At 40.0% G+C, this 24,649-nt stretch carries 25 protein-coding genes; 18 read left to right on the top strand and 7 right to left on the bottom strand.

Features of this window, described 5'->3' with window-relative positions:
• Nucleotides 1-26: 26 nt before the first annotated feature.
• Nucleotides 27-1,130, top strand: a complete 1,104-nt coding sequence (locus MHB40_RS12075; RefSeq protein WP_342534699.1) for a hypothetical protein — start codon at nucleotides 27-29, stop codon at nucleotides 1,128-1,130.
• Between the two features lie 7 nt (nucleotides 1,131-1,137).
• A complete protein-coding gene (gene recQ / locus MHB40_RS12080; RefSeq protein ID WP_342534700.1) occupies nucleotides 1,138-2,916 on the top strand; it encodes a DNA helicase RecQ in 1,779 nt (592 codons plus the stop codon).
• Between the two features lie 70 nt (nucleotides 2,917-2,986).
• Here recQ and MHB40_RS12085 read toward each other — a convergent pair whose 3' ends face one another.
• Entirely contained in the window at nucleotides 2,987-3,895 is a 909-nt protein-coding gene (locus tag MHB40_RS12085) for a LysR family transcriptional regulator (protein WP_342534701.1), read from the bottom strand.
• Nucleotides 3,896-4,067: 172 nt separating this feature from the next.
• Here MHB40_RS12085 and MHB40_RS12090 point away from each other — a divergent pair, with 172 nt between their 5' ends.
• Genes MHB40_RS12090 through MHB40_RS12110 form a run of 5 tightly spaced genes read left to right on the top strand, consistent with a single transcriptional unit; the run spans nucleotide 4,068 to nucleotide 9,779 of the window.
• Nucleotides 4,068-5,246: an acyl-CoA dehydrogenase family protein gene (locus MHB40_RS12090; protein WP_342534702.1), complete on the top strand. Its 1,179-nt coding sequence runs from the start codon at nucleotides 4,068-4,070 to the stop codon at nucleotides 5,244-5,246.
• A gap of 47 nt (nucleotides 5,247-5,293) precedes the next feature.
• Nucleotides 5,294-6,871 (top strand): AMP-binding protein, encoded by a 1,578-nt coding sequence (locus MHB40_RS12095; RefSeq protein ID WP_342534703.1) that lies wholly within the window; start codon nucleotides 5,294-5,296, stop codon nucleotides 6,869-6,871.
• 39 nt (nucleotides 6,872-6,910) lie between these two features.
• Nucleotides 6,911-8,146, top strand: a complete 1,236-nt coding sequence (locus tag MHB40_RS12100) for an MFS transporter (RefSeq protein ID WP_342534704.1) — start codon at nucleotides 6,911-6,913, stop codon at nucleotides 8,144-8,146.
• A gap of 16 nt (nucleotides 8,147-8,162) precedes the next feature.
• Entirely contained in the window at nucleotides 8,163-9,350 is a 1,188-nt protein-coding gene (locus MHB40_RS12105) for a serine hydrolase (protein ID WP_342534705.1), read from the top strand.
• Nucleotides 9,351-9,392: 42 nt separating this feature from the next.
• Entirely contained in the window at nucleotides 9,393-9,779 is a 387-nt protein-coding gene (locus MHB40_RS12110; protein WP_342534706.1) for a DUF202 domain-containing protein, read from the top strand.
• 97 nt (nucleotides 9,780-9,876) lie between these two features.
• On the opposite strand, the gene msrA is transcribed toward MHB40_RS12110, so the two are convergent.
• Entirely contained in the window at nucleotides 9,877-10,401 is a 525-nt protein-coding gene (gene msrA / locus MHB40_RS12115) for a peptide-methionine (S)-S-oxide reductase MsrA (RefSeq protein WP_342534772.1), read from the bottom strand.
• A 174-nt stretch (nucleotides 10,402-10,575) separates the two neighbouring features.
• On the opposite strand from msrA, the gene MHB40_RS12120 reads away from it, so the two are divergent.
• The 3 genes from MHB40_RS12120 to MHB40_RS12130 all read left to right on the top strand — a co-directional run bounded on the left by MHB40_RS12120 (nucleotide 10,576) and on the right by MHB40_RS12130 (nucleotide 13,253).
• Entirely contained in the window at nucleotides 10,576-11,526 is a 951-nt protein-coding gene (locus MHB40_RS12120) for an LCP family protein (RefSeq protein WP_342534707.1), read from the top strand.
• Between the two features lie 64 nt (nucleotides 11,527-11,590).
• Nucleotides 11,591-12,790, top strand: a complete 1,200-nt coding sequence (locus tag MHB40_RS12125) for an AI-2E family transporter (RefSeq protein ID WP_342534708.1) — start codon at nucleotides 11,591-11,593, stop codon at nucleotides 12,788-12,790.
• Between the two features lie 97 nt (nucleotides 12,791-12,887).
• Nucleotides 12,888-13,253 carry a cupin domain-containing protein gene (locus MHB40_RS12130; protein WP_205443492.1) on the top strand — a complete coding sequence of 122 codons (366 nt, stop codon included), beginning with the start codon at nucleotides 12,888-12,890 and terminating at the stop codon, nucleotides 13,251-13,253.
• A 51-nt stretch (nucleotides 13,254-13,304) separates the two neighbouring features.
• Here MHB40_RS12130 and MHB40_RS12135 read toward each other — a convergent pair whose 3' ends face one another.
• Entirely contained in the window at nucleotides 13,305-14,486 is a 1,182-nt protein-coding gene (locus MHB40_RS12135; protein ID WP_342534709.1) for an aminotransferase class I/II-fold pyridoxal phosphate-dependent enzyme, read from the bottom strand.
• Nucleotides 14,487-14,784: 298 nt separating this feature from the next.
• On the opposite strand from MHB40_RS12135, the gene MHB40_RS12140 reads away from it, so the two are divergent.
• Together MHB40_RS12140 and MHB40_RS12145 are read left to right on the top strand one after the other, a co-directional pair.
• The gene (locus MHB40_RS12140; RefSeq protein WP_342534710.1) at nucleotides 14,785-15,042 is read left to right on the top strand and encodes an aminoglycoside 6-adenylyltransferase; all 258 of its coding nucleotides are present in this window, start codon (nucleotides 14,785-14,787) and stop codon (nucleotides 15,040-15,042) included.
• 14 nt (nucleotides 15,043-15,056) lie between these two features.
• Complete coding sequence (locus MHB40_RS12145; RefSeq protein WP_342534711.1) at nucleotides 15,057-15,872, top strand: ATP-binding protein; 816 nt, start codon at nucleotides 15,057-15,059, stop codon at nucleotides 15,870-15,872.
• A 46-nt stretch (nucleotides 15,873-15,918) separates the two neighbouring features.
• Here MHB40_RS12145 and MHB40_RS12150 read toward each other — a convergent pair whose 3' ends face one another.
• Nucleotides 15,919-16,713 carry an enoyl-CoA hydratase/isomerase family protein gene (locus MHB40_RS12150; RefSeq protein WP_066036778.1) on the bottom strand — a complete coding sequence of 265 codons (795 nt, stop codon included), beginning with the start codon at nucleotides 16,711-16,713 and terminating at the stop codon, nucleotides 15,919-15,921.
• A 367-nt stretch (nucleotides 16,714-17,080) separates the two neighbouring features.
• On the opposite strand from MHB40_RS12150, the gene MHB40_RS12155 reads away from it, so the two are divergent.
• A complete protein-coding gene (locus tag MHB40_RS12155) occupies nucleotides 17,081-17,956 on the top strand; it encodes a site-specific integrase (protein ID WP_342534712.1) in 876 nt (291 codons plus the stop codon).
• 43 nt (nucleotides 17,957-17,999) lie between these two features.
• On the opposite strand, the gene MHB40_RS12160 is transcribed toward MHB40_RS12155, so the two are convergent.
• The 3 genes from MHB40_RS12160 to MHB40_RS12170 all read right to left on the bottom strand — a co-directional run bounded on the left by MHB40_RS12160 (nucleotide 18,000) and on the right by MHB40_RS12170 (nucleotide 21,325).
• Nucleotides 18,000-18,854: a transglutaminase family protein gene (locus MHB40_RS12160; RefSeq protein WP_205443496.1), complete on the bottom strand. Its 855-nt coding sequence runs from the start codon at nucleotides 18,852-18,854 to the stop codon at nucleotides 18,000-18,002.
• A gap of 61 nt (nucleotides 18,855-18,915) precedes the next feature.
• Nucleotides 18,916-19,881 carry an alpha-E domain-containing protein gene (locus tag MHB40_RS12165; RefSeq protein ID WP_342534713.1) on the bottom strand — a complete coding sequence of 322 codons (966 nt, stop codon included), beginning with the start codon at nucleotides 19,879-19,881 and terminating at the stop codon, nucleotides 18,916-18,918.
• A complete protein-coding gene (locus tag MHB40_RS12170) occupies nucleotides 19,835-21,325 on the bottom strand; it encodes a circularly permuted type 2 ATP-grasp protein (RefSeq protein WP_342534714.1) in 1,491 nt (496 codons plus the stop codon). Before MHB40_RS12170 ends, MHB40_RS12165 begins: the two co-directional genes overlap by 47 nt.
• Before the next feature lie 76 nt (nucleotides 21,326-21,401).
• On the opposite strand from MHB40_RS12170, the gene MHB40_RS12175 reads away from it, so the two are divergent.
• The 5 genes from MHB40_RS12175 (at nucleotide 21,402) to MHB40_RS12195 (ending at nucleotide 24,341) form a co-directional block, all read left to right on the top strand.
• Nucleotides 21,402-21,815 carry a hypothetical protein gene (locus tag MHB40_RS12175; RefSeq protein ID WP_205443499.1) on the top strand — a complete coding sequence of 138 codons (414 nt, stop codon included), beginning with the start codon at nucleotides 21,402-21,404 and terminating at the stop codon, nucleotides 21,813-21,815.
• A gap of 312 nt (nucleotides 21,816-22,127) precedes the next feature.
• Nucleotides 22,128-23,090 carry a tyrosine recombinase XerC gene (locus tag MHB40_RS12180; RefSeq protein WP_205443500.1) on the top strand — a complete coding sequence of 321 codons (963 nt, stop codon included), beginning with the start codon at nucleotides 22,128-22,130 and terminating at the stop codon, nucleotides 23,088-23,090.
• A 57-nt stretch (nucleotides 23,091-23,147) separates the two neighbouring features.
• Complete coding sequence (locus MHB40_RS12185) at nucleotides 23,148-23,642, top strand: DinB family protein (protein WP_342443666.1); 495 nt, start codon at nucleotides 23,148-23,150, stop codon at nucleotides 23,640-23,642.
• 161 nt (nucleotides 23,643-23,803) lie between these two features.
• Complete coding sequence (locus tag MHB40_RS12190) at nucleotides 23,804-23,953, top strand: transcriptional regulator (RefSeq protein ID WP_155591126.1); 150 nt, start codon at nucleotides 23,804-23,806, stop codon at nucleotides 23,951-23,953.
• A gap of 217 nt (nucleotides 23,954-24,170) precedes the next feature.
• The gene (locus MHB40_RS12195; RefSeq protein WP_016992674.1) at nucleotides 24,171-24,341 is read left to right on the top strand and encodes a hypothetical protein; all 171 of its coding nucleotides are present in this window, start codon (nucleotides 24,171-24,173) and stop codon (nucleotides 24,339-24,341) included.
• Nucleotides 24,342-24,649 lie beyond the last annotated feature (308 nt).

A 24,649-nucleotide genomic window follows, 5' to 3' on the forward strand; every position in this document is an offset into this window, starting at 1 on the left:
GTTGAATAGAAAGTTTTGGTGAAGGTATGTATAAAAAGATGCTCGTTTTAGGAGCGACAGCTTTACTTGTAGCAGGCTGTGACAGTCAAATAGGTACAGGTTGGTTTCAAAATAAAAAGGCAGACGTGCAAACAGAGGGAGCGGTGACGAAGCAACAGGAAAAAATTGTACCAGAGGTCAAAGTGATTGGAGAGCATGGTGTTGGTGCAGGTATTATTATCAAGCAACAGGATGATCAACTGTATATTTTAACGAATGGCGCACTGGTGGCATCCAAACCAACTGCCCTTGTTCAATTTGGTGAGGACAAGCTGGTAGCAGCAACTATTCATGTCATGTCAACAGCCTATAATATGGCCATGTTACGAGTATCCTATCAAGCGGATGTGCAAGTGCCTAATCTCTATGAAGGTGAGCTCAATCAGCTAGCTGTTTATGTGAATGGTTTACCTTATACGATTCAAAAATACCAAGATAAGGTAGCGGCCTATTTTATAAAAGCAGAACAATCCATACCTCTAGGAAGCCCTGTCATGGAGGCTGAAAATGGAGCCATTGTCGGTCTTTATGTTAATCGACAACAGCAGGGAGAGTCCCAGCCATACATATTGCCTATAAAGGAATTTCAATCATCCATTGATGAATGGATTGACGAGGGCATGACAGCCAGTGTACGACTATCCCAATCGAAAAATTTATATCCCTATATCGAACAAGGGGATAAAGAAGCTGTACAGCAAGCAATCGAACAATATGGAGAAAATGTATTTGCGTATAATACCGATGAAATTAAGCTATTTTTAGATACGTTTCACAAGCATTTAAAGGGTGCAGTGACAATTCAGGATGCAAGTGTCATGAAACCCATTGTCGGGACAGAGGCGATACAGGAAACCTTGGCTAGTATGGTTGCCTACTATGCTTCCAAACAAGCCAAAATTCATTTCGCTGACACGGACATTCAGGATATTCGCGTAGAAGGACAGTGTCTCATCGTGCAAGCCAAAACGGAATATATGCTGACGAATGCTGCTGGACAGGAGGCACTTGCCTACTCCAACATGCTGTATGAGCTAGAAAAAAATGAACAGGGCGAGTACAAGCTACTTGGTCTCACAAATGAGGAGTGAATTTTGCATGGAGCAAGCAAGACAAATGCTACAGCATCATTTTGGCTATGAAACCTTTCGCCAAGGACAAGAACAAATTATTGAACAAACATTACAAGGGCAATCAAGCCTTTGTGTCATGCCAACAGGTGGAGGGAAGTCCATTTGCTATCAAATTCCAGCGTTAATGCTTGAGGGGTTAACCATCGTCATTTCACCTCTGATTTCACTGATGCAAGATCAGGTAGAGGCTTTACGAACGGCTAACATTCCAGCAGCCTATATCAATAGTACGCTAACGGCACAGGAAGTGGATGAAACGATGCAACTTGCTAGTGCCGGTTATTTAAAGCTCCTCTATATTGCACCAGAGCGACTAGAAAGTACTACGTTTCTTCAAGCATTGTCGTATTTATCTGTGCCATTACTAGCGATTGATGAGGCTCATTGTATATCGCAATGGGGGCATGATTTTAGACCAAGCTATCGTTCCATTCACAAGCTTTTTACGCTATGGCCACAAAAGCCCACTGTTTTAGCGCTGACAGCCACTGCGACGCCAGCGGTTTGTGATGATATTCGTCAATTGTTAGCGATTGATGAGCGAGCAACGGTCATGACAGGCTTTTCGCGTGAGAATTTGGCGCTTTCCGTGTTAATTGGCGAAAATAAAGAACGCTATATAAAAAATTATGTACAAAAAAATCAACAGGAAGTCGGCATCATTTACGCTGCCACTCGAAAAGCGGTAGATGCGATTTATGATATGCTGAGTCGCTCTGGTGAAGCCGTTGCAAAATATCATGCGGGTCTATCAGAGGATTTGCGAATGGCTGAGCAGGAGCGATTTTTAAAAGATGAGGCACGTATCATGGTGGCAACGAATGCTTTTGGTATGGGTATTGATAAAAGTAATGTGCGCTTTGTGTTGCATTATCAGATGCCTCGTAATATGGAGAGCTATTACCAAGAAGCGGGTCGTGCTGGGCGAGATGGTCTGCCAAGTGCGTGTATTTTATTGTATGCTTCAGGCGACGTCCAAACACAGCGTTTTCTTATTGAACAAAAACAGGACGAAGCGCGTATTACCCAGGAGCTAGCCAAACTTCAAACAATGGTGGATTACTGCCATACAGAGGGCTGCCTCCAAAATGCGATTTTATCGTATTTTGGGGAAGAGGAGGAGGAGCCTTGTGGGCGTTGTAATAACTGCAATGATGGACGAGCAGTAACAGATGTGACGGAGGATGCGCAAAAGGTGCTAGCCTGTGTTGTACGCATGGGCCAAAAATTCGGTAAGACCATGGTAGCACAGGTGTTAATTGGCTCTAAAAATCAAAAAATAGCTGAGTTTGGCTTTGCACGATTATCGACCTACGGCATCTTAAAGGGGAAATATGCCTCAAAGGATGTATCCAACTTTATTGAATTTTTAATTGCAGAGGGTTTATTGGCCGTGAAGCACGGTACATTCCCCACAATTTATGTATCAGCAGAAGGCAAGGAAGTACTGCTTGGCAATCGACACGTCATGCGCAAGGAAGCTGTCACGGTGAAGAAGCTGGTGGACAACGATCCATTATTCGAACATTTACGTGTGCTGCGGAAAGAGATTGCTGACGAGGAAAAGGTACCGCCCTTTGTTGTATTTTCGGATAAAACGTTACGTGAAATTTGTGATAAAAAACCATCCGAGCTTGAAGGGCTACGACATATTAGTGGGATTGGTGAAGTAAAATTCGAAAAATACGGCATTCGTTTCTTTAATGCGCTCCAATCTTATTTGGAAACAACATCGAATAGTTAAATTCCATTGAAGTGCTTAATTCAAAAGAATTAGGCACTTTTTTTATTGGGCAAGCATCTTAAAGACGCTCTTATTCTGATTTGGCGATATTCGCTTTCAGGTATTTTAAAAACTCTTTTGCTGCCAAAGAGAAATGCTTTTTCTTAGACCGTACCCATCCAAAGGAACGTTTATTGGATTCAAAATTTATTAAGGGTATGGGGACAATCTCTCCATTCGTGACATAATGATCATCCTGTAAAGCTATATCCATCAAAAAGGTGATGGCTAAGCCCTCTGCAACAGCTTTTTTGATGACTTCGGTATTGTTAGTGGTAAATAAAATATTAAGAGGGCCATACTTATGCATAAATTTTGTAATAGAATCCTTCCATATTACCCCATCATACATGACGATTGTTTCATGGATTAGCTCCTCAGGTGTGATATAGTCACTAAATGCAAGTGGAGAATGCTTGCTGACACATACCATGATTTTGCCCTCTATTAAGGCTTCGAAAACCAATTCTTCATGTGCATTCCAATCTATATCATCAAGCATTGCTAAGCCAATATCGATCTTCCCTTGAATTACTTCTTCAATAATCGTTGGTGACTTTTTTTCGGTCATATGGATACGAAAGGAAGGGTAATCTTTTTTAAAGCTTGTTAACGCTTTAAGTAAAATGGGCAGAAAGAAGCTAGGGCTAGCCGTTATATTCAATTCCCCGTTTATGAGGGAGGTTTGCTCTTGTGCTTCTTCCTGTATTTCTTCCAACTTCATCACAATTTCATAGGCTTTTTTTATGATATTTTTCCCTTCGGCTGTTGGTATGGCGCCTAGCCGTGAACGTGTAAACAAGGAAATACGTAATTCTTGCTCTAAGTTCGTAATGGATTTACTGATCGTTGATTGTGAAACATGAAGATTCTGTGCTGCGATGGAAATCGATCGTGTTTTAGCTACCTCAACAATGTATTTTAATTGCTCTATATGCACAATCATCCCTCTTTTTATATGAATTATATTCAAGTATCTATGATATTTTACCATTTTACTTTATTCACAGCCATATATAAAATAATGAGCAAGAATATTTTTATTATTCTAAAAATTTAAAGTGGAAACGTTTTCGTTCTGAGATTGAACGAGTGTTGGAAAGGAGTACAGTATGCAAGCAACAGGGACAATTGATTATCTTGATCAGTTAAAGCAGAAGTTACGAGCGTTTATTGACAATGAACTATTACCGTTTGAACGGGAGCATGAAATGGATGCAGAGCAAAAGATTTCGATGGAGCAAATTACATGGGTTCGAAAGCGATCAAAGGAGCTTGGATTTTATGGTATCAATCTACCAAAGGAGTTGGGAGGACAGTCGCTTAGCTTAAAGGGACTATGCGTTTTAAAGGAAGAGCTTGCAAAATCAGGCGCGGTTTTATGGGGGCATGTTTTGGGTGAAATCGGTGGACCTTTACGTATTGGTCAGATGATAAACGTTTTTACGCCAGACCAATTAACAAAGTACGTCATGCCAGTGATTAATGCTCAAGAAGGTTGTTGTTTTGCATTATCAGAGCCTGGTGCAGGATCTGATGCCCGTGCCATTCAAACAACAGCTATACGGGATGGTGATAGCTACATATTACATGGGAAAAAGCATTTTATTAGCGCTGCACCCTATGCTGACTGGGCAATTGTTTTGGCAAAGGAAATGGTAGAGCCAACTAATGTAAGCGTTACTGCCTTTATTGTAGAGAAACAGACAGAGGAACGACCAGGTTTTGAACTTGGCAAGATTCAAGTGCCTATATCGGGAGAACATAGTACAGCTGAGCTGATTTTTAACCAATGCCGAGTGCCTGCTACGAATATTCTCGGTCAACGAGGCAAGGGATTGATGCTGGGGCTTAACAGAATCAATGAAAACAGAGCGTCTTGGGGAGCTACCTACCTTGGGGTAGCACAACGGCTATTAGATGAAGCAGTTGATCATGCCAAAGAGCGTAGACAGTTTGGTAAACCAATTGCGGAATTTCAAGCTATTCAACATATGTTAGCGGAAATGGCCACTGAACTCTATGCAGCACGTTGTATGCTCTACGATGTGATCGAACGTATGGACCATGGTGAAAACGTGAGAGGGCAAGCATCTATGGTGAAACTGTATACCTCTGAGGTTGCCAATCGAGTGGCAGACAAGGCAGTTCAAATCTTGGGTGGTCAAGGGTTAATGAAAGGACATCCTGTAGAGAAAATGTATCGAGATGTACGGATGTTTAGAATTTTGACGGGTACATCTGAAATTCAGAAAAACATAATAGCTAAAGAATTGCTGAGTCAATCATAAATACATCGTCTTTCGAAACGATTATTTACCTAAAGGAGGAAGTTTACATGGATGCTATAACGTTTCAAGCTTTTCTATTTACTAGTTTAAATAAATTTGATAGACAGCCAGCGCTTACTTGTGTAGAGACAAATGAAACGATTACTTATAAGACATTACGAGAACAAGTTGATGCGGCAGCAAGCCAGTTAGGTTGTCTTGGCGTACAAGTCGGAAAGCGTGTTGCAGTTCTCATTCCAAATAGTATTGAAAATGTTGTCTACAATCTTGCTGTCAGTCGGTGTGGAGCTACGGTCGTTCCGTTAAATGATAAGCTAGGCATGAAGGAAATTGAGTTTATTTTAAGAGATGCGGAGCCTCAAGTCATCATTATGGCCACGCAGAAGCATATAGCATCTGTTCTAAGCTATCAACAAGAAATCGGCAAACAGGCCGTTACTGTTGTTGGTGTGCCTGGGTTGGGCATTGACTACCCGGAAGAATTTTATCGTATGGAGATAGAGCATAAAAAAGGCTGTCACGTTTTTCCTGATGCCTCATTAGATGACGTAGCCATCCTATCCTACACAGGTGGCACAACTGGAACGCCAAAAGGAGTCATGCACTCTCAGCGAGGTTTTGGGGCCTCCCTGATGGCTTCTTGCATGGAGTATCCATATGATGACCAAGACAAGGTGTTGTTTTGTACGCCCATTATCCATGCGGCAGGCGTGTTGCTACAAAGGTCACTTGCATCTGGATGTCATGTCTATATCATGAAGGCATTTCATCCACAACAATTTATGCAAATTGTACAAACGGAGCGGATTACAAGCACCTTTGTTGTGCCAACGATTATTTATCGGCTAATTGATGAGGCCAAGCAAAAAAACTATGATGTCAGCTCATTACGCAATATCAATTATGGGTCATCACCTATTTCCTCTGAACGTTTGAAAGAAGCGTTTGAAATTTTTGGTCCTATTTTTAGACAGCAGTATGGCATGACGGAATGCAGTATCGTCATTGCCAGATTGACAAAAAGCGATCACCTTTTTGCCTATGAGCACAATTTGGAGGTGTTAAAGAGCTGTGGAAAACCGTGTATGCTTACCCAAATTCGCTTAGTCGACGATAAGGGCCAAGATGTTCAACCATTGCAGCCAGGTGAAATTGCAGTCAAAACACCTTCTGTATCCATTGGTTATTACAATAGACCTGATCTAACAGCAAAGGCATTTCAGGATGGCTGGTTCTTTACAGGTGATATTGGACAATTCGATGAACAAGGCTATCTTCATATTGTCGAACGGAAAAAGGATATGATTATTTCGGGTGGCTTCAATGTGTATCCTGCTGAAGTAGAAAGAATTGTGAACCAGCATTCGAAGGTCGCTATGTGTGCTTGCATCGGCATCCCGCACAATGATTGGGGGGAGGCGGTTTGTTTAGTCGCAGTGCTACGTGAAGGTGAAACGTGTACGAAAGAAGAATTAATCGAGTTTTGTAAGCAACGTACCGCTTCCTATATGGTGCCAAAGGAGATTATTTTCGAGACATCTTTACCACTAACAATGGTAGGAAAGATTGATAAGAAAGCGCTAAGAAAACCTTTCTGGGAAGGAGCGGCACGTTTAGTGAATTAGAAAGAGGACTTACCCATTCAATGAAAAGGAGTGTGTGAAATGCAAGTGTATGCGGCTGATAAAAAGCGTAAATCGATCATTATTATACTCTTATTTTTAGGGATGTTATTAAGTCATATTGATAAAACATCCATGAACGTCGCCATTATTCCTATTCAGAAAGCCTTAGACCTGAACTCATTTGAGGCTGGTTTAGTGTTGAGTATTTTCTTTTTTAGCTACGCTCTGATGCATCCGATCGGTGGATGGCTTACCGATAAGTATGGTGCACGAAATGTCTTGTTTGTTTCCGTCATTGGATTTTCATTTTTTACAGCTCTGACAAGCCTTGCCTGGTCATTTATTTCACTCCTCTTCATTCGTCTCCTATTTGGGTTAGCGGAAGGCAGTGTTTTTCCAGCTAGCATGCGCTCGATTGCTGATAACTTTGGAGAAAATGAACGAGGTCGAGCAAGCTCATTCTTTCTATCTGCGCAAACTGCAGGTGGTGTAATAGGCTCTATAGCGATCGGTTTTTTGTTGGTTTCATTCGGATGGAGATGGATGTTTGTTAGCATTGGGATTGCAGGCGTTTTTATAGCTTGGGCCATTTGGGCTTATTTAAAGTCTTCAGATGATAAGCAAAAAGCAGCTGAGGCACAAGCTAGCAAGAAAATCCATTATAAAATGGTGTTTAAAACGAATAATTTTTGGAAATTTCTCTTTACGAAATTCTTTTCTAATATCGTGAATTGGGGAATGATTACATGGATGCCCTCTTATTTGGTTAGTCAAGGATTGGATTTGTTATCGGCAAGTGCCTTAATGGCTATTCCGTATATTTCTTCCTTTATCATGTTTAATGTAAGCGGTTTGATCTTAGATAAATATATGGTAGGAAGAGAAAAATATCTAGCAATGGGCGGATTACTAGCTTCGAGTGTTTTTTTATATTTAATGTTTCACGCATCGTCTGTCACGCTTGGGATTGTTTATTTGACGTTTAACGCGATTGCAATCTCTTTTATTGGAACAGCCTTGTATACAATGATTATTAAGTATTCAGATCAGGAGTTATCTGGTTCTGTAACAGGATTTGTTTCCTTCGGTGGTCAGATTGCAGGAGGGATTTCACCACTGGTTATCGGGTTCATTCTGACAATTTTTAATGGTTCGTATACTGCTGTCTGTTGGTTTTTAATTGTTTCTGCATTAGCTGGAGCAGTAGCAGCACTAGCGATTACAAATAAAGTAAAAGAAGCAAAAAAAGATATGCTTATCGGGCATTCTTTTTAAAGAAGGAGCGTTGTCTATGCAAAATGGAACCGCAACGATTAAACAAGCTTTTCCGCCAAATCAGGAGGATATCATCACGAAAGATAATTGGTTTACTTCAAAGAAGCATTTGCAGGGCTATTGTCATTCAGGTGAATTGAGCCCATGCCGAATGATCTGGAAAGGAAGCCAAAAGCCAAGCTTATTATCATATGCCGATGATTCATTAGATTTGGCCACTATATACGTTCATAAGCATGAAAGTGTTTTAGCCTATCTTGAAAGGACCAATACAGATGCCTTTCTTGTGTTGCATAAAGGGAAAATTTTATATGAAAACTATTTTAATGGCTATCCATTCTATCAGCCTCATGCATTGAACTCTGCATCAAAGTCATTTGTCGGGTTAATTGTGGGTTTACTAGCTGATGAAGGGGTACTAGATCTAACTAAAAAAGCTTTCTATTACATTCCTGAATTAGAAGGAACAGGACTAGGCGAGGGTACTGTTCAGCAATTGCTTGATATGCAAGTTCCTGTGAAGTATATGGAAGCGGATACGCCTATGGGAATAGGGCGGGGCACCCCTATTTTTATCGCATCTGGTTCGATACCAAAACCTGAAAACTATCATGGACCGGAAAATCTATATGAATTTATGGTAGCAAGTAAACGAGCTATTCCCCCTGGTACGGTATTTAAGTATGAAAATGGCCAAACAGAAACATTAGGCTGGATCATTAAACGATTAACAGGTAAAAATCTAGCTGAATTAATTCAGCAATATATATGGTCTAAATTAGGGGCAGAAGAAAATGCTTGCATGCATTTGGATGGCATTGGCACAGATATAGCTAGTGGTGGTATGCGCGCAACCTTACGTGATTTAGGACGTTTTGGTAGCATGATGTGTAACAATGGTTTTTATAATGGTCAGCAAATTATTCCCGTGCCAATCATAAGGGAAATCCAAAAAGGCGGAAATCCACAATTACTTGAGGAAAGTAATCATCATTATCTTCCAGGGTTTTCCTATCATAATCAATGGTGGATTAGTCATGATCAATACGGAGGGTATTCAGCACGAGGAAAGTTTGATCAACAAATCCACATTGCACCGAAAACCGAGACCGTCATTGTCAAACTATCTTCCAATTACTCACCTCAGCCAGAAGGAGTGCAAGCATGTCAGGCCATTATAGCCTATTTAGCTAAAAACGAATAATGTGAAAGCAGTTTAAAATGGGATAGGGAAGGGTTACCGTTTATGGAGGGATTCAATACATGGAACGAAGGAGCGAACAATAGTGTACAGTATGCCCAGCAGCATTTAGCGAACGAAAGAACGTACTTAGCTTGGATACGGACTAGCATTTCGATTGTCGGAGTCGGATTTTTGACCACCTCCTTGCATTTTACGATTAAAATGAATTCGAATGATTCTATTCATATCTTAGCTATCTGCCTTGGCATTTTTGCCTGCATCATTGGGTTTATCATAGGTGTTTTGGCAACCTTTCAATATGCAAGAAAAAGAAAAGAAATTCAGGATGGACGATTTTATCCTTCCAATCGTTGTATTTATATGATTTCTAGTCTTTTTTCTCTGCTGATTTTGATTATCTTTCTGTATCTTTCGTTCTTGTTATTTTGATAGGCAAGGAATCACTTGAAAAATATTGGCTTTCCAATAGAAAAACACGTATTTTTGATTACCTATCAAATAATACGTGTTTTTCATGTTCTCTAGCTTATTCATTTTCCCAATGCTTTGCAATAAATGTATCACGGCCAGAAACGGAACGGTCTTGCTGATAGTGTTCCGTTTCTTTTTTATAATAATCTTGGTGATAGTCTTCTGCTGGATAGAAGCGTTCAGCATCGCGAATTTTGGTTACAATAGGTTTATCAAAGCGTCCGCTATTGGCAAGTTTTTCTTTCGAGACCTCTGCGATATGCTTTTGCTCATCTGTATAGGTAAAGATAGCGGTTGTATAGGATTCGCCACGGTCATGGAACTGTCCATACGCATCTGTCGGGTCAATTTGCATCCAATAAATATCAAGGAGCTGCTCATAACTAAAAATAGCAGGGTCGAATTCGATTTCGACGACTTCTAAATGGCCTGACGTTCCTTTTTTGACATCTTCATAGGTTGGGTTTTCTAAATGGCCACCCATATAGCCAGAAGTCACTTTATGTATACCGTCCCACTCGACGAATGGCTTGACCATACACCAAAAACATCCGCCAGCAAATGTCGCTTTTTCTATCATTTGAATCATCCTTTCTTTTGTGAAAATATTATAGCATTGTTTTGCTCCAAACTGCGCAAATGGGTGTAAAATAACGATTAGATAGAAAATCATGGAATAGATCCTTTTCAAAATGAAACTTTCTAGCTAATCAATCGTTACATTAACTATATCAAAATAGAGGAGTTAGTTGTTATGGAAGAGCAAGATTATACGAGACGCTCCCAACGTCCAAAAAAGCGTAGATTACGTAAAGGGAGAGCAATTTTCACACTATTACTACTGTGTATCATTGTGATTGTCGGCTATTCGGTCATGCAATATCGCAGTGGACTAGAGCTAGCCAATGACACGAAAGTAGCACAGGAAGATTTTACGGGTGATAGTATCAAAGGGGATATCGAAAACTATTTGATTTTAGGGGTCGATACACGTGGGGAGGAAAAATCACGTACCGATACAATGATGGTATTATCCTGGAATAAAGCAAACAACGATATTAAACTCGTATCCTTTATGCGCGATATTTACGCGGATATCCCAGGCTATCAATCCTATAAGCTTAATACAGCCTACTATCTAGACGGCGTCCAGCTATTGAAGGAAACATTGACAAATATGTTTGGCCTACCGATTCATCATTATGCACTAATTGATTTTAAAAACTTTGAATCCTTAGTGGATATTTTAGCGCCAAATGGTGTGGAAATGGATGTTGAAAAGGACATGTCTGAAAACATTGGCGTAGAGTTAAAGCAAGGTGTTCATCGTTTAAATGGACAGGAGCTACTGGGCTATGCTCGTTTCCGTCATGATGCGGAAGGAGATTTTGGTCGTGTTGCGCGTCAGCAAAAAGTCATTGAAGCGTTGAAATCGGAGCTATTAACGCCTACCAATATGTTGCATTTACCAAAATTCGTCGGAGCGGCACAGGGCTATATCACAACAGATTATTCATCCTCTGAGGAAATGCAGCAAGTGCTTAAATTGCTATCAAAGGGCAAGGTCAACATTGAGAAAGCAACCATTCCTATTGAGGGGAGCTATCAATTCCAAAACTTTAGCCATGCAGGCGATTCCATTGTCATCGATGTGGAGCAAAACAAGGCATTTTTAAGCGATTTTTTAGGTATTTCACTAGAGTGATTTTTCGCAAAAACCAACATTATCCTGTAATATAAAGGTAGAGCATTTGGATTGGGGTGGATCTATGGAAAAAGAGAGACCAAAAGAGCGTTCAAACCTGTTAGCAACTAAGTTTATTCGTTTTTTAGGTGGTAGAAACCTATTATTTACACTGGTGATTTTATTACTAGTGGCATGTGTTATTTTTATGTTTAATCAAGTTTCCTTTATCTTTACCCCGCTTCAAGTATTATTTGAAGTAGTGATTTTACCAGGGGTACTAGCCGTCATTGGCTACTATTTATTACGCCCATTGCTGGCGATGCTAGTACGATGGCGCATCCCAAGAATATGGGGTATTTTAATCCTCTACATTGCGGTCATTGGTGTCATTACGTTACTCGTGGTGCTAGTCTATCCGTTTTTACGCGACCAGTTCACCAATTTAGCACAGGAATTCCCAGAGTACTTCATGGCATTTACGCAAAACATTGTAGAATTTCTGAATCATTCACGTTTTAATGAGTACTTAGATAAAATTAGCTTTAATTTTGATGAAGTGTTGAATAACTTCACAACGGATATGGTAAAAACAGTGAAGGATATGGCGACCAATGTAGCACAGGGTGTGGCATCTGGGATTACGGGCTTCCTATCAACGTTAACAGGTATTGTGCTATCACTTGTAACGGTGCCATTCATCTTATTTTATTTACTAAAAGAGGGCGAAAAATTACCGAAATTTATGCTGAAAGTGTGCCCACCGCGTATGCGTAAAGAAGTAACTGACATTTTCCATGACATGGACAAGCAAATTAGTTCGTACATACAGGGGCAAATTTTAGTATCCATGTGTATTGGCGCAATGGTGACGATTGGCTTTTTAATTATTGGCATGAAGTATGCTTTATTGCTCGGCTTCCTTGCGATGATTACCAGTGTGGTGCCTTATTTAGGTCCCGTTATTGCGATCACACCAGCTGTCATTATTGCCCTTGTCACGTCCCCATTAATGCTAATTAAGCTAGCCATTGTATGGACAATCGTTCAGTTGATTGAAGGGAAATTTATCTCGCCACAAATTATGGGGAAATCACTCAGTATTCATCCGATTACGATTATCTTTGTGTTATTAACGGCAGGCTCGTTATTTGGTGTCCCAGGTGTTATTTTAGGGATTCCAGGCTATGCAATCTTTAAGGTGCTTGTCACGCATTTATTCAAGCTCTTTAAGCAGCGCTATAACCGTTACGAGGATGATGTTCATCAAAAATATGATATCTAATAAAACAGCTACTGTTCTTATGGCAGTAGCTGTTTTTTGCTGTGGAAAATAGCATTATGGTATGCTATGAATAGACTCAAAGCAAGGGGGAATGGAAATGGCATACATACCGATTAATTTTCAAGAGAAATTAGCTAAATTCCAAGAGCATTGGTCACCAAAGGTCATTGCTGAAATGAATGATTATCAATTTAAGCTCGTCAAAGTTCAGGGGGATTTTGTCTGGCATAAGCATGATGATACGGATGAAGTGTTTATCGTCCTTGAGGGGCAGTTAATCATCGAATTCCGAGATGGTGAAGTAAGCTTGCAAGCAGGGGAAATGTTTGTGGTTCCGCGCAATGTGGAACATAAACCCTATGCGGCATCAGAGTGTAAAATTTTGCTTGTAGAGCCTGTTGGTGTCGTGAATACGGGTGAGGAACAATCAGAGCTTACCGCAGAAAACGATGTGTGGATTTAACCTTCATAGAAAAACCCTTCCAACAAAACGTTAGAAGGGTTTTTAAATTGCCTAATTTTTGCTTTGGGCCAATAATTGTACTTTTGCTAAGCGATCCACAGCTTCTTGCAGAAGTTCCTTTGGTTGGACTAATGCTAAACGTAAATAGCCTTGTCCTGCAGTACCAAATACGGTTCCGGGCACTGTGACAACGCCTGCTTGTTCAATCAATTGGAAGGCTAGTTCTGTACAATCGATAGCATAGGGATATTTTGCCCAAACGAACATTCCACCATCTGATGGTGCTGCCTCCCATCCTAAAGCTTGTAAGCCATTCATCAGTGTTTTATGACGTTGTGAGAAAGTGGCACGTAAGCTTTCCGTAATTTCCTCTGCGTTATCCAGTGCAACGACAGCCGCATCCTGGATAGGCTCGAAAATACCGAAGTCTAAATTTGATTTTAATTGCTTGATAACAGCGATCATTTCTGCATTTCCTGCGATATAGGCAATACGTGTGCCAGCAAGACTAAAGCTTTTCGAGAGGGAGTTAATCTCCATGCCGACTTCTTTTGCTCCTGGTGCAGCTAGGAAGCTAATGGGGCCATCTCCCGTAAAATAGAACTCTGAATAGGCCGCATCATGGAGAACAATAATATTATATTTTTTGGCAAAGGCAATGACTTTTTCAAAATACGCTAATGAAGGCATCGCCGGTACAGGATTTCCTGGCAAGTTTAAAATCAATAGCTTTGCTTTCTGGGCAATTTCTTCTGGTACAGCGTCTAAATCAGGTAAATAATCGTTGTCAGCTGTTTGAGGCATGTAATAAGGTGTTGCGCCAGCTAAGTGAATGCCTGCGTCATATGCAACATAAGCTGGGTTTGTGGATAAGACGATGTCTCCTGGATCACAAAAGGCGATGGGTAAATGCACTAAGCCTTCTTGCGAGCCAATTGTTTGAATAATTTCTGTTGCGGGATCTAGATTGACGTTACTACGGCGCTTATAGTAGCGACTCACCGCATCATAAAAACGCTGTGTGCCTGTCAGTGTATAGCCGTAAGATTCAGCTAAACCTGCGCGATAGGAAAGATGCTCACGGATTTTAGCATGTGGGGGAAGATCAGGACTTCCTAAGCTTAAGTCAATTAAGGTCATGCCCTTTGCTTGCTGCTCGCGCGCAAAATTTTTCAAATCTCCGAAAATTGCTGGTGTAAATAATGACATTTTTTTAGATGGTACGATTTTCAAAACTAGTACACTCCTTGTAGTTGTATAACAGAATAGTAGTTCACATTTTATCATACTGAAGCACAGAAAGGGACAGATATTCTGAAAAAAGAAAATATTTATATAATGGAGAGGATGCGTGCGTAGGCTAGCGAAAATAGATTGTCTACTGTTGGGAGAAGCTACTATAAATTCCTTCACAAAGGAAATTGTATTATACTGAGTATAAAGTTTTTTAGGTGGGGTGAGTCTTATGCGAGACGAGCTACCGTATGCCAAGCAAATGCTTGAAGAAACCACAAGACAATCCTGACATCAAATGCTCAATTGGTGGATTGGTCAGCATCATCATTTTCAATTATCTACGGGCAAAATGGGGAAGTATTTGAAAACCTATGTGTCAGCTAATTATTGGGCGTTGTATGTAAAAACCTATGCGGACGCTGACTATGCTAACATGTGGAATGCCTTATTTACGGCATGCACACTGTTTCGAAGCATGGCAAAGGATGCCCATATGTCAGCCTATTTGAAGCAAATATGCATGTTATCACCAGATGCGAAAACGATTTTGTAAGGGGGAAGAGGGCAGTGAAGGTATATTCATTAAGCGGACCAAGCGGCACAGGCAAAAGTACAAGTGCGCTTGCCTTTGCCCATAAATTAGGGGTGGAGGCCATTGTTGATGATGGATTACTCATTGTGAATGGCGTAAGAGTTGCAGGCCTTTCTGCTAAATTTGAAAAAAATACAATTACCGCTGTACGGCGTGCCATTTTTACAGATCCAGCCCATCGTGAGGCTGTCCAAAAAGCGCTAGCTCATCATCAGGTACAGTCTATTTTACTTATTGGCACATCGACTAAAATGACGAATAGTATTGCCAAGCAGCTAGAGCTAGGACCGATTGAGCATTATTATGATGTGGAGGATGTCCGTTCTTTTAAGGAAATTCAAAAAGCCCGCTTTATCCGTCAAACACAGGGTAAGCATGTGATGCCGATCCCCTATAGACAAGTGGAGCAAAATTTCTTTAAACGATTGGTGCAAAAGGGCATGGAGATTTTTTCATCGAAACGAGAAAAAATCGGGGAAACGACGATTGTGCGTCCTGATTTTCAGCGGGAATATATAGAAATCAGCAAGCCTGTTTATGTACAGCTACTGACATACTGCTGTAGCCAACAGGCGATTGTACAAAAGGTAGAGCAGGCACAATTTGTGTTAGGGGATCAGGTTCAAGCTATCCTCACTATTCAGGTGAAGCTTCCAATCAATTATCCATTAGCAGCCCGTTTATTGGCATTACAACAAGCCGTGCAGGAAGATTTTTATCTACATTTTGGCTATGAATTAGATGCTATTCATGTGCATGTTAAAACAGCTATACAAAAGAAAAAGGCGTAAAAAACAGGTACTCCGCTCGCACATTGGCGTTAAGAGTACCTGTTTTTTATTTTGGCTGACGGGTAAATTGAGGCTGGCGTTTTTCCACAAAGGCACGACAACCCTCTGCGAAATCACTGCCTACAAATGGCGAAGAGCCTTGCCATAAGGTCGGCACACTATCGAGACATTCCTGAACGGATTGCTTCACGGCAAGTAAGGATTCAGGGGACATCCCTGCAACAAGCTTGCCCATTCGAATCATGTATTTATTTAAATCCTTTTCAGCTACTAAGTAGTTAAGCAGCCCAAGCTTAAAAGCTTCCTCTGCTTTAAACATTCGTCCCGTAAAGACTAAATCCTTGGTTGTGGCAGGGCCGACGAGCTGAACTAAACGCTGCGCAAATTTGTTATTTAAAGTAATCCCTAATTTACCGACAGGAATGCCGAGCTTGGCCTTGTCGGAGCCAATGCGGATATCGCAGGCTAAGGCTAATTCCAAGCCAGCACCCATTGCCGGGCCGTTGATGACGCCAATCGTTGGAATCGGTAGGCGCTCAATGGTTGAAATGGTCTTTTCCATATGTACAAACGCTTCTTCAGCTTGCTCAAGAGAGATGGCATTGAACTCTTTAATATCAGAGCCGGCTGTAAAGCTTTGGCCAGAGCCTCGTAAAATCAGTACTTTATTTTTCGGATTATCTAATACTTGTAGGGCAATCTTGGCTAATTGATCCCACATGTTTGCCGTTAATGCATTTTTTGCCTGTGGTCGATGAATCGTAATAATCGCTAGCCCAGCTGTTTCTTGATAAATAATTTTCGCATCTTCTGCTTCCAGTCGAGTCGTTTTTACTTGCATATCGGAAAGCCTCCTACATGTTAGTGTCTATCTTTATTATATAACACAATCAACGATAAACACGAAATGATACGAATTTTCACATAAAATTGCGTTGTTATACAAGAATGTAGGGAATAGTAAGCATTTATTGTACTACAACAGGGGAGCGGAATTTACTATTGTAAGAAAGTAAAAATTATGAGAAACTACTTTAGGAACATATGTTTCTTCATTACGTAAGGGGCATTTGAATGGTAGAAGCGGGTTCATGTTGTGAAAATACAGATTATCCGACATTACAATAATATAAAATGAATTTGAACCTACGCACCCAAAATATAGTAAAATAGAAACAACACACGCAAAGCAATCAAGGAGGGGCAATATGGTCACACTCAAGGAAGCATGGAATAGCTACGCATTGCTGCTACAATCATTGAAAAAAAGTGCTGCCACAAAAAAACAATACAATATGGATGGGCAGCAGTTTTTAACATTCGCCCATGAGCAAAACTACTTGTATGTGGACCATCAATTGAAAAATTTATTACAGCTCTATTGCGACTATTTAAAGGAAACCTATAGTAATATCAACACGTTTAATCATAAAATAGCGACATTGCGAGGCTTTGTAGAGTTTATTTTTTTACGAGAATGGGTGGAGCCTTTTGATTATCAGCATATTTTGCAGCCGAAAAAAAGACAAAAAGAGGCACTGCAAGTACTGACAAATAAACAGGTCATGCAAATTGCCAACGTATGGCCAACCTATTTTCAATATGCTAAAACGCAGGAGCATGCATGGCTGGCAAGACGCAATGGCTGTATCGTTCAAGTGTTGATGGAAACTGGTTGTAAGCCCGCTGAGCTCGTGCGCATGAAATGGGCTCACTTGAATGAAGAGAAAGCGACCCTTTTTATAGCCAATCGAAATGGCCGTCGAGAAATTAAGTGTTCGCCCATCCTCATGGACATGCTAACACAGTATAAAAAAGAGACGACCCATTTACATGAGCAAGAGGTAGGGGAATGGGTTTGGGTAAGCGAGGCGAGTTTAGCGAAGCCGATTACGACGAAGACAATTGAACGCATTTTCCAAACGATGGCTCAAGATATAGGGAAGAATATAAGAGCAACTGATTTGCGTTATACTGTCATGCAACGGGCATTTCAGCAGGAAAAAACGCTGGAGCATATTCAACAAGAAATGGGCTATGTACGGAAATGGGTACTAACAGAAAGACAGCAGCGCCTCGAATAAAAGCGTGCAGTAATCGCGATCTATCACCATTACTGCACGCCTTTTATAAATGATTCAATGCTTTGACATTCACTTTGACTGTTAAATCATGCTTGCCTCCAGAATATACACCTTCCACAGGGCTAATGTCACTATAATCGCGACCAATACATAAAATAATATGATTTTCCAATACTTCCACATTATTCGTGGGATCAAGACCAATCCAGCCAATACCTGGAATCATGACTTCTACCCAAGCATGTGTTGCAATATCACCAATGAGGGCTGAGTTTTCATCGACATATAGATAACCACTGACATAGCGAGCTGGAATTCCTTTAGCCCGTAAAACAGCCAGCATAACATGGGTGAAATCCTGACAAACACCCCGTTTTAATGCAAATGCCTCACTTGCTGTTGTCGTTACATTTGTCGCTGTCGGATCATACTCAAAGCTCGAATATAAATATTGCATTAAATTAAGCGAAAAGAGCACAGGATTTTCAGCATGACCGATTGCATGATAAACTTCCTCTAGCTGCTGCTCTGTCATAAATGTAAAATGTGTTGCTTTTAAATACGGTAAATAATGCTCATAGAATAGCTGCGAGTGAAAAATGGTCTGCATTTCGGGTGAATATTGAATACGATGGATAAATGGCGCACGCTGAATACTCACAATCGAAGATGTATGAATTTCTAGTATTTGATGCTGCTCTGGTATATAAAAAGAACCAACTGTATTGCCCCAAATATCCGTATGCTCACGGGTCAGGGAGGACGGCGTAATGGCAATTCGATAGGATAATAATCGCTGACGCTCATCACTACGCGGCTTTAAACGAATGGTATTTAAGCTTTGATCGACTTCAGACTCATATTGAAAAATATTTGTATGCTGAATTTCAAATTTCATCGTGTCCGCTTCCTTCTGCTTACTGACTTGCCTGTTGAAAGGGAGCTGTGGTGAATTCCTTTCAAGGTTGTACGCTGGGTTCATATAAATGATAGATTGTCGAAAAGGCATCACTAAACGCCATACATTGAGACAATCTTTCCTCCATCATTGTTATGGTTTCCTCAATAGTCATTTGCCAAAAATCAATATGATCGATTGCAAGAACTAGGCTACTAATATCCGATTGAAGCGTTAATAATCGTGAGGATAAAGAATCATGTTCAATAGCCGTTATAGCTTCTTCTATTTTCTTTACACAAAACTTCACAGAACATGGGAAATGCTCATCTTGGACTAAATAGCGAATGACCGTCAATAAATCGGTGTGCCGATGCTTCCGCATGAAAGATTCTCTCGCTGCGGTAAGTTCCAATAAAAAGGTACCATCATCCTCTAACTGCGACATACATGTCAGCTTTTGTTGTTCTACGATAATAACAATCATCCGCATGGTTTTTTCTGCTCGTTCAAGCCATTTGCCGACCTGCATAAAATAGAAGGGAAGATCGCGATCCATCGTGCCTTCAATCAACCCTGTCTCCATCCATAAAGTCTTTCGTACGTCCTGTAAAAAACCTTGGAGCTCAATGAGTGGAATTGGTCGTTCTCTTTTTAGTATGGACTGTTGCTTCGTTAAATAAAAGGCATTTTGAATTTCCCATAGTTCAGTTGGCATACTATCACGTGTAACCCGTGCATTTTCCCGAATCGCACGTAATGTGGCATGAAGGGCATTACCGTTTTTCTCAGAAAACAGAAGATAGTCAATCAAAGGATTGACACGTATCGTTGAATAATTTGCTAAATACTCCTCCTTAGAGGCGCAAATATTTAAAACAGCCTCCCAATGATCAATATAATCATGTTCTTGCCCTGATTGCTCCAACATATTCAACAGCTGTACCTGTAATATATGTGCATTTGTTTGTGTGCGTTCACTATAACGTGCCATCCAGTACAACGCGTCGGCTACTCGACTTAGCATGCTGCCATTCCTCCTTTAAAATCCACGTATCCTTTGCACCGCCACCTTGAGATGAATTCACAACAAGGGACCCTTCTTGTAGTGCCACTCTGGATAAACCACCAGGCAACACATAGCAATCCTCACCCTTCATAACATAGACACGTAAATCAACATGGCAAGGATAAAATCGTCCATTCTGGAAGGCAGGCGCTCTGGATAATTTAATCGTTGGTTGTGCAATGTACTGATAGGGATGCTCTATAATTTTTTGCTTAAACAAGGCAATCTCTTCCTTACTAGCATGTGGACCAATTAGCATATCATAGCCACCAGAGGCTCCCACATTTTTAATGACCAGCTCGTCAAGATGCTCTAGCACCCATTCACGCTGACTGTCATCTCCTAGATGGTAGGTTTTCACATTCGGTAGAATAGGCTCTTCCTGTAAATAATAGCGAATCATCTCAGGTACATAGGCATACATCGCTTTATCATCTGCCACACCATTTCCCACGGCATTCAAGATTGCCACATGACCTGCTTGATAGGCTGTCATTAAATGCGGAACACCTAATAAAGAATCCTCACGAAATACGGTAGGATCTAAAAAATCATCATCAATTCGACGATAAATAATATCGATTTGCTGTAGGCCATAGATGGTTTTCATATAGACTTTCAAATCCTGTACAACTAAATCCCGGCCTTCGACAAGCTGGATGTTTAAATGCTGGGCTAAAAAGACATGATCGTAATACGCTGAATTGTACATGCCTGCTGTCAGTAGCACAGCTTTAGGCTCTCGCTCCGCTTGCATGGAAGGTGGACGATGCGCAAGAAGTGCTTTTTTCATGCAAGCCATATGTTTATCAAGTGGTCGGATCGTATGCTTGGAGAAAAATTCTGGGTATACTTCCTTCATCACATCCCGATTTTCAAAGACATAGGAAATACCAGAAGGGTTGCGTAAATTATCTTCAAGCACATGATAATCTCCTTTTTCATCCCGAATTAAATCAATCCCTGCTAAAAATATATGATTCCCAATTGGTACATGAAGCCCCTTCATGGTTGGTGTGAAATACGGATTATTTTCGACAAGCTGTTTCGGAATAAGACCGTCTTGAATGATCATTTGCTGCCCGTAGACATCCTGTAAAAATAAGTTCAGAGCTTCCACACGTTGATTAACACCTGCTTCAATCATAGCCCATTTCGTTTGAGGAATAATGATAGGTACACAATCAAAGGGCATGGTACGCTCCGTTCCGTCTTGTGCACCATACACCGTAAAGGTAATTCCTTGTCTAAGAAAGCTCGCTTGTGCTTGTCGGTATTTTTCTTCAAGTTGCTCCTGCGAAAAAAAGGATAGCTTATGATGAAAAGATCGGTAGTGAGGCTTTGGCTTATTGCCGTCAAACATTTCATCGAAAAACAGACTAGAATCATATAAATTCATCATATGGATCGCCTCCGAATTCAAGTAGTAGTGAAAACATGTTACACTGTGAATAAATACATAAAAGGAGCTAACAACCATGACCATCATTAATTTAATGCAAGCGTATGAATTAGATAAACTATCCAAATTAAATTTATCAGACGAGGAGATTTTACGAGCTTTACGTTCGGGGGATGTATCAGCTTGGCAAGAACAAGTACCAAACTATGAATTTAGTGAGACAATGGCTCTTTATCAGGAAGGGGAACAGCAGTTCTTAGATGCATATCATGGCCATTATCGAATCAAGTATGTAACATTACCAGGCATCCAACGTTTATTGCAGCTACGCTTTCAATTAGAAGAAGGGAAGGATTACCAACTATTAGAAACAGGTATCCAGCATTTAACGTGTGATGAGGAGACAGTCACAAGACTTCAGCAAATGTTATCGACAAACTGGTCACTCACAAAACAAGAGGATGGGAATTATTCAGTTTTTGTAAAATAATACCATGTTCGTTATGAGACGAATTGACATGGACAGTTACCCATCTACTGTTTTTTCAAAGCGTCTCATAAAACAAATAAAGTCTACTAGATTTTAATATTCATTTACCGTGAACTTTATGCCTAAAATCCTATAACTGTCACAAAATAGTTGAAACAAAACCCTCTTTTATAAAAAGAGGTTTTTTTATTGCGCTCATACAGAACATTTGTTCTGCATTGCGAAAAAGGGCATTTTTTTTCAATAAAGTTCCCAAATTTATATTTGGGAACGTTTTTTCATGGTAAAATAGAGCAAATAGAGGTGATAAGCATGCAAAAAACGAAGCAACCAAAATTCATGAAGGATTTTCTTGTCTATTTAACGACCATTAAAGGAAAGTCTCAGCGTACAAGAAAAGAATATGAATATGACCTGACCTTATTTTTTCGCTTCCACAAAGCTGTTCAAGAAGATTTGAATATAGAGAATTTAGCTGCCATTGATATTAGCACTATTACAATAGAAGAAATCCGTGAAATGACATTAGAGGATCTTTATTTATTCATGGAATATTGTGAGGTACAGCGAGGCAATTCTGCCGCTGCAAGAGCACGAAAAGTGGCGACTTTAAAATCCTTTTTTAAATATCTAAAAGGCAAACGTCGACTCATTGAGGAAAATCCGGCAGATGAATTAGAGACACCGAAGATAGGCAAAAAAAGACCTATCTATATGAACCTCCAGGAAGCGACACAGTTTATAGATGGAATTAAGAGCAATCAGGCATCCCCAAGAAATTATTGCATGATGATGTTTTTCTTGAATTTAGGCATTCGCGTCACTGAGCTATGTCAGCTCAATAAGACATCCATTCAAGGACGTTATTTAACCGTAATTGGGAAGGGCAACAAAGAGCGCACTGTCTATTTAAATGATAGCTGTATGCAGGCACTTGCTGACTATGAAAACTGTGGGAAGACACCCTATAAAGGAGAAGGCGAGGAGCCCCTTTTTGTATCACAAAAGGGAACACGCTTTACACGTCAAACCGTTGCCAAAATCGTTAAACGCATTAATCAGCAGTCAGGTCTTCAAAAAGAACGACTTACGCCACACAAGCTACGTCATACATCCGCGACGATGATGTATAAAGCAGGGGCAGATATCCGCAGTTTACAACATATTTTAGGGCATTCTAGTGTCGCAACCACGCAAATTTATACGCATATTGAAGATGAGCAGCTGCAGCATGTCTTAGAAAATAATCCTTTTAATATTGTTCGAGAAAGATGATTTTGCTTACCTGTATCGAATATATAGAAGAACGCCTAATGAAAGGGGTAGCTTAGGATGTCAAACGTCAAAGATCATCTCGATGCCACAAGAACACAATTGCTTCAGAAGATTGACACATTAGATGATACAGCCTTTAATAGGAAACCAGATGCACAAAGCTGGAGTGTAGCACAAATCTGTCATCATCTTGTATTAGTAGAGGAAGCAACGAGAAAAGCCATTGCTTGGGGATTAAAAGCCAAGGAAAATTCAACGCCTGCTCGAAAAAATGTTCAGCTCATTTTAGATCGGACAAAAAAAATCCAGGCTCCATCGATTGTAGAGCCGACAGAACAACCTTTTACCGTTCAAGTCATGCAGGATTTACTCGCCACAACAAGAAAGAACCTCCTCGCCTTTTTACAAACAATCGAGGAACCTGAAGTATTAGCTAAGCGCGCTGTCCAGCACCCAGCTTTGGGGGAATTACCACTGGATCAATGGATTGAAATGGTCTATTTGCACGAGCAACGTCATATCGAGCAATTACAAGAAATCGTTAGAGAATAGCAAGTATCAAGGGAATTTGGCCACAAGGGGTGAGCTAAATTCCTTTTATTGTTATTCAATTTTTCTGTTATAATCTCTTGACGTGTCACATAATCTGTTATATATTAAATAAAAATAATAACAACTGTTATAAAACAGATTCGTTAGAGGAGGAATTTTAAATGTCAAAGTATCGTGATGGTTATGAATTTTATTGTGAAATGTGTGAGCGCTATGGATTAGAAGCAATTTCTTTTCGTTACTATGTACTACAATTATCACAGCAACAACTTTCAGCTTACAATATGCAAGCAAAACAATTAGGAATTTAAAAGGATGTGATTATGACGGAAGCCGCCGTGAATATTTTATGAAAAGCCCAGCCATACTAAATAAAATGGTCTGGGCTTTCGTGATTTCAGTAAGAAATTTCAGATAATTCATTGACAAGTATCGCAGTCTGTTATATATTTTTAAACAAATAATATTTCTGTTATATAACAAAATAAACTAGACGTATAGTAACGAATGTGAAAGGAAGTTATGAGGATGACAGATTATCGAGAAGGTTATGAATTTTATCGCCAAGTATGTGAGGAGCATGGGCTAGAGCCTATTAATTTTCACTATTATATTTTAAATTTATCGCAAGAGCAGTTAGATGCCTACAACAAGCAGGCGAAATCAACAGGGGGTTCAATAGAATATGAGGTCTCTTAACATCTAAAATGCCTTACTTCCTATGTGGGACAGTAAGGCATTTTACTTTAACAAAAATTTTACATAACATCAAAACGCAAAATATAAAACTTTAATGTTTTGTATTAAAAAGATAAATAGCCTAAATAAACTATTTACATTAGTTCAAAAGTATCAAAAAACTATATTTTTAGACAATTTCAAGGTGTTAATATCCACTAAATTTTGTCTGTTTTATTAAAAACTATCAAATGTAGCTTTGAATGTTTTTGAGATTTGGGTTGAATTAACTGCTTTTCTAAGACTATAATATAATTACATAAAAAAGG

This window comes from Lysinibacillus sp. FSL K6-0057 (genome assembly GCF_038630885.1).
GTDB lineage: Bacteria > Bacillota > Bacilli > Bacillales_A > Planococcaceae > Lysinibacillus > Lysinibacillus fusiformis_F.

Coding starts and splice junctions, on each gene's coding strand:
- MHB40_RS12075 (WP_342534699.1), top strand. CDS start 27: ATGTATAAAAAGATGCTCGTTTTAGGAGCGACAGCTTTACTTGTAGCA.
- recQ (WP_342534700.1), top strand. CDS start 1,138: ATGGAGCAAGCAAGACAAATGCTACAGCATCATTTTGGCTATGAAACC.
- MHB40_RS12090 (WP_342534702.1), top strand. CDS start 4,068: ATGCAAGCAACAGGGACAATTGATTATCTTGATCAGTTAAAGCAGAAG.
- MHB40_RS12095 (WP_342534703.1), top strand. CDS start 5,294: ATGGATGCTATAACGTTTCAAGCTTTTCTATTTACTAGTTTAAATAAA.
- MHB40_RS12100 (WP_342534704.1), top strand. CDS start 6,911: ATGCAAGTGTATGCGGCTGATAAAAAGCGTAAATCGATCATTATTATA.
- MHB40_RS12105 (WP_342534705.1), top strand. CDS start 8,163: ATGCAAAATGGAACCGCAACGATTAAACAAGCTTTTCCGCCAAATCAG.
- MHB40_RS12110 (WP_342534706.1), top strand. CDS start 9,393: ATGGAGGGATTCAATACATGGAACGAAGGAGCGAACAATAGTGTACAG.
- msrA (WP_342534772.1), bottom strand. CDS start 10,401: ATGATAGAAAAAGCGACATTTGCTGGCGGATGTTTTTGGTGTATGGTC.
- MHB40_RS12120 (WP_342534707.1), top strand. CDS start 10,576: ATGGAAGAGCAAGATTATACGAGACGCTCCCAACGTCCAAAAAAGCGT.
- MHB40_RS12125 (WP_342534708.1), top strand. CDS start 11,591: ATGGAAAAAGAGAGACCAAAAGAGCGTTCAAACCTGTTAGCAACTAAG.
- MHB40_RS12130 (WP_205443492.1), top strand. CDS start 12,888: ATGGCATACATACCGATTAATTTTCAAGAGAAATTAGCTAAATTCCAA.
- MHB40_RS12140 (WP_342534710.1), top strand. CDS start 14,785: ATGCTCAATTGGTGGATTGGTCAGCATCATCATTTTCAATTATCTACG.
- MHB40_RS12150 (WP_066036778.1), bottom strand. CDS start 16,713: ATGCAAGTAAAAACGACTCGACTGGAAGCAGAAGATGCGAAAATTATT.
- MHB40_RS12155 (WP_342534712.1), top strand. CDS start 17,081: ATGGTCACACTCAAGGAAGCATGGAATAGCTACGCATTGCTGCTACAA.
- MHB40_RS12160 (WP_205443496.1), bottom strand. CDS start 18,854: ATGAAATTTGAAATTCAGCATACAAATATTTTTCAATATGAGTCTGAA.
- MHB40_RS12165 (WP_342534713.1), bottom strand. CDS start 19,881: ATGCTAAGTCGAGTAGCCGACGCGTTGTACTGGATGGCACGTTATAGT.
- MHB40_RS12170 (WP_342534714.1), bottom strand. CDS start 21,325: ATGATGAATTTATATGATTCTAGTCTGTTTTTCGATGAAATGTTTGAC.
- MHB40_RS12175 (WP_205443499.1), top strand. CDS start 21,402: ATGACCATCATTAATTTAATGCAAGCGTATGAATTAGATAAACTATCC.
- MHB40_RS12180 (WP_205443500.1), top strand. CDS start 22,128: ATGCAAAAAACGAAGCAACCAAAATTCATGAAGGATTTTCTTGTCTAT.
- MHB40_RS12185 (WP_342443666.1), top strand. CDS start 23,148: ATGTCAAACGTCAAAGATCATCTCGATGCCACAAGAACACAATTGCTT.
- MHB40_RS12190 (WP_155591126.1), top strand. CDS start 23,804: ATGTCAAAGTATCGTGATGGTTATGAATTTTATTGTGAAATGTGTGAG.
- MHB40_RS12195 (WP_016992674.1), top strand. CDS start 24,171: ATGACAGATTATCGAGAAGGTTATGAATTTTATCGCCAAGTATGTGAG.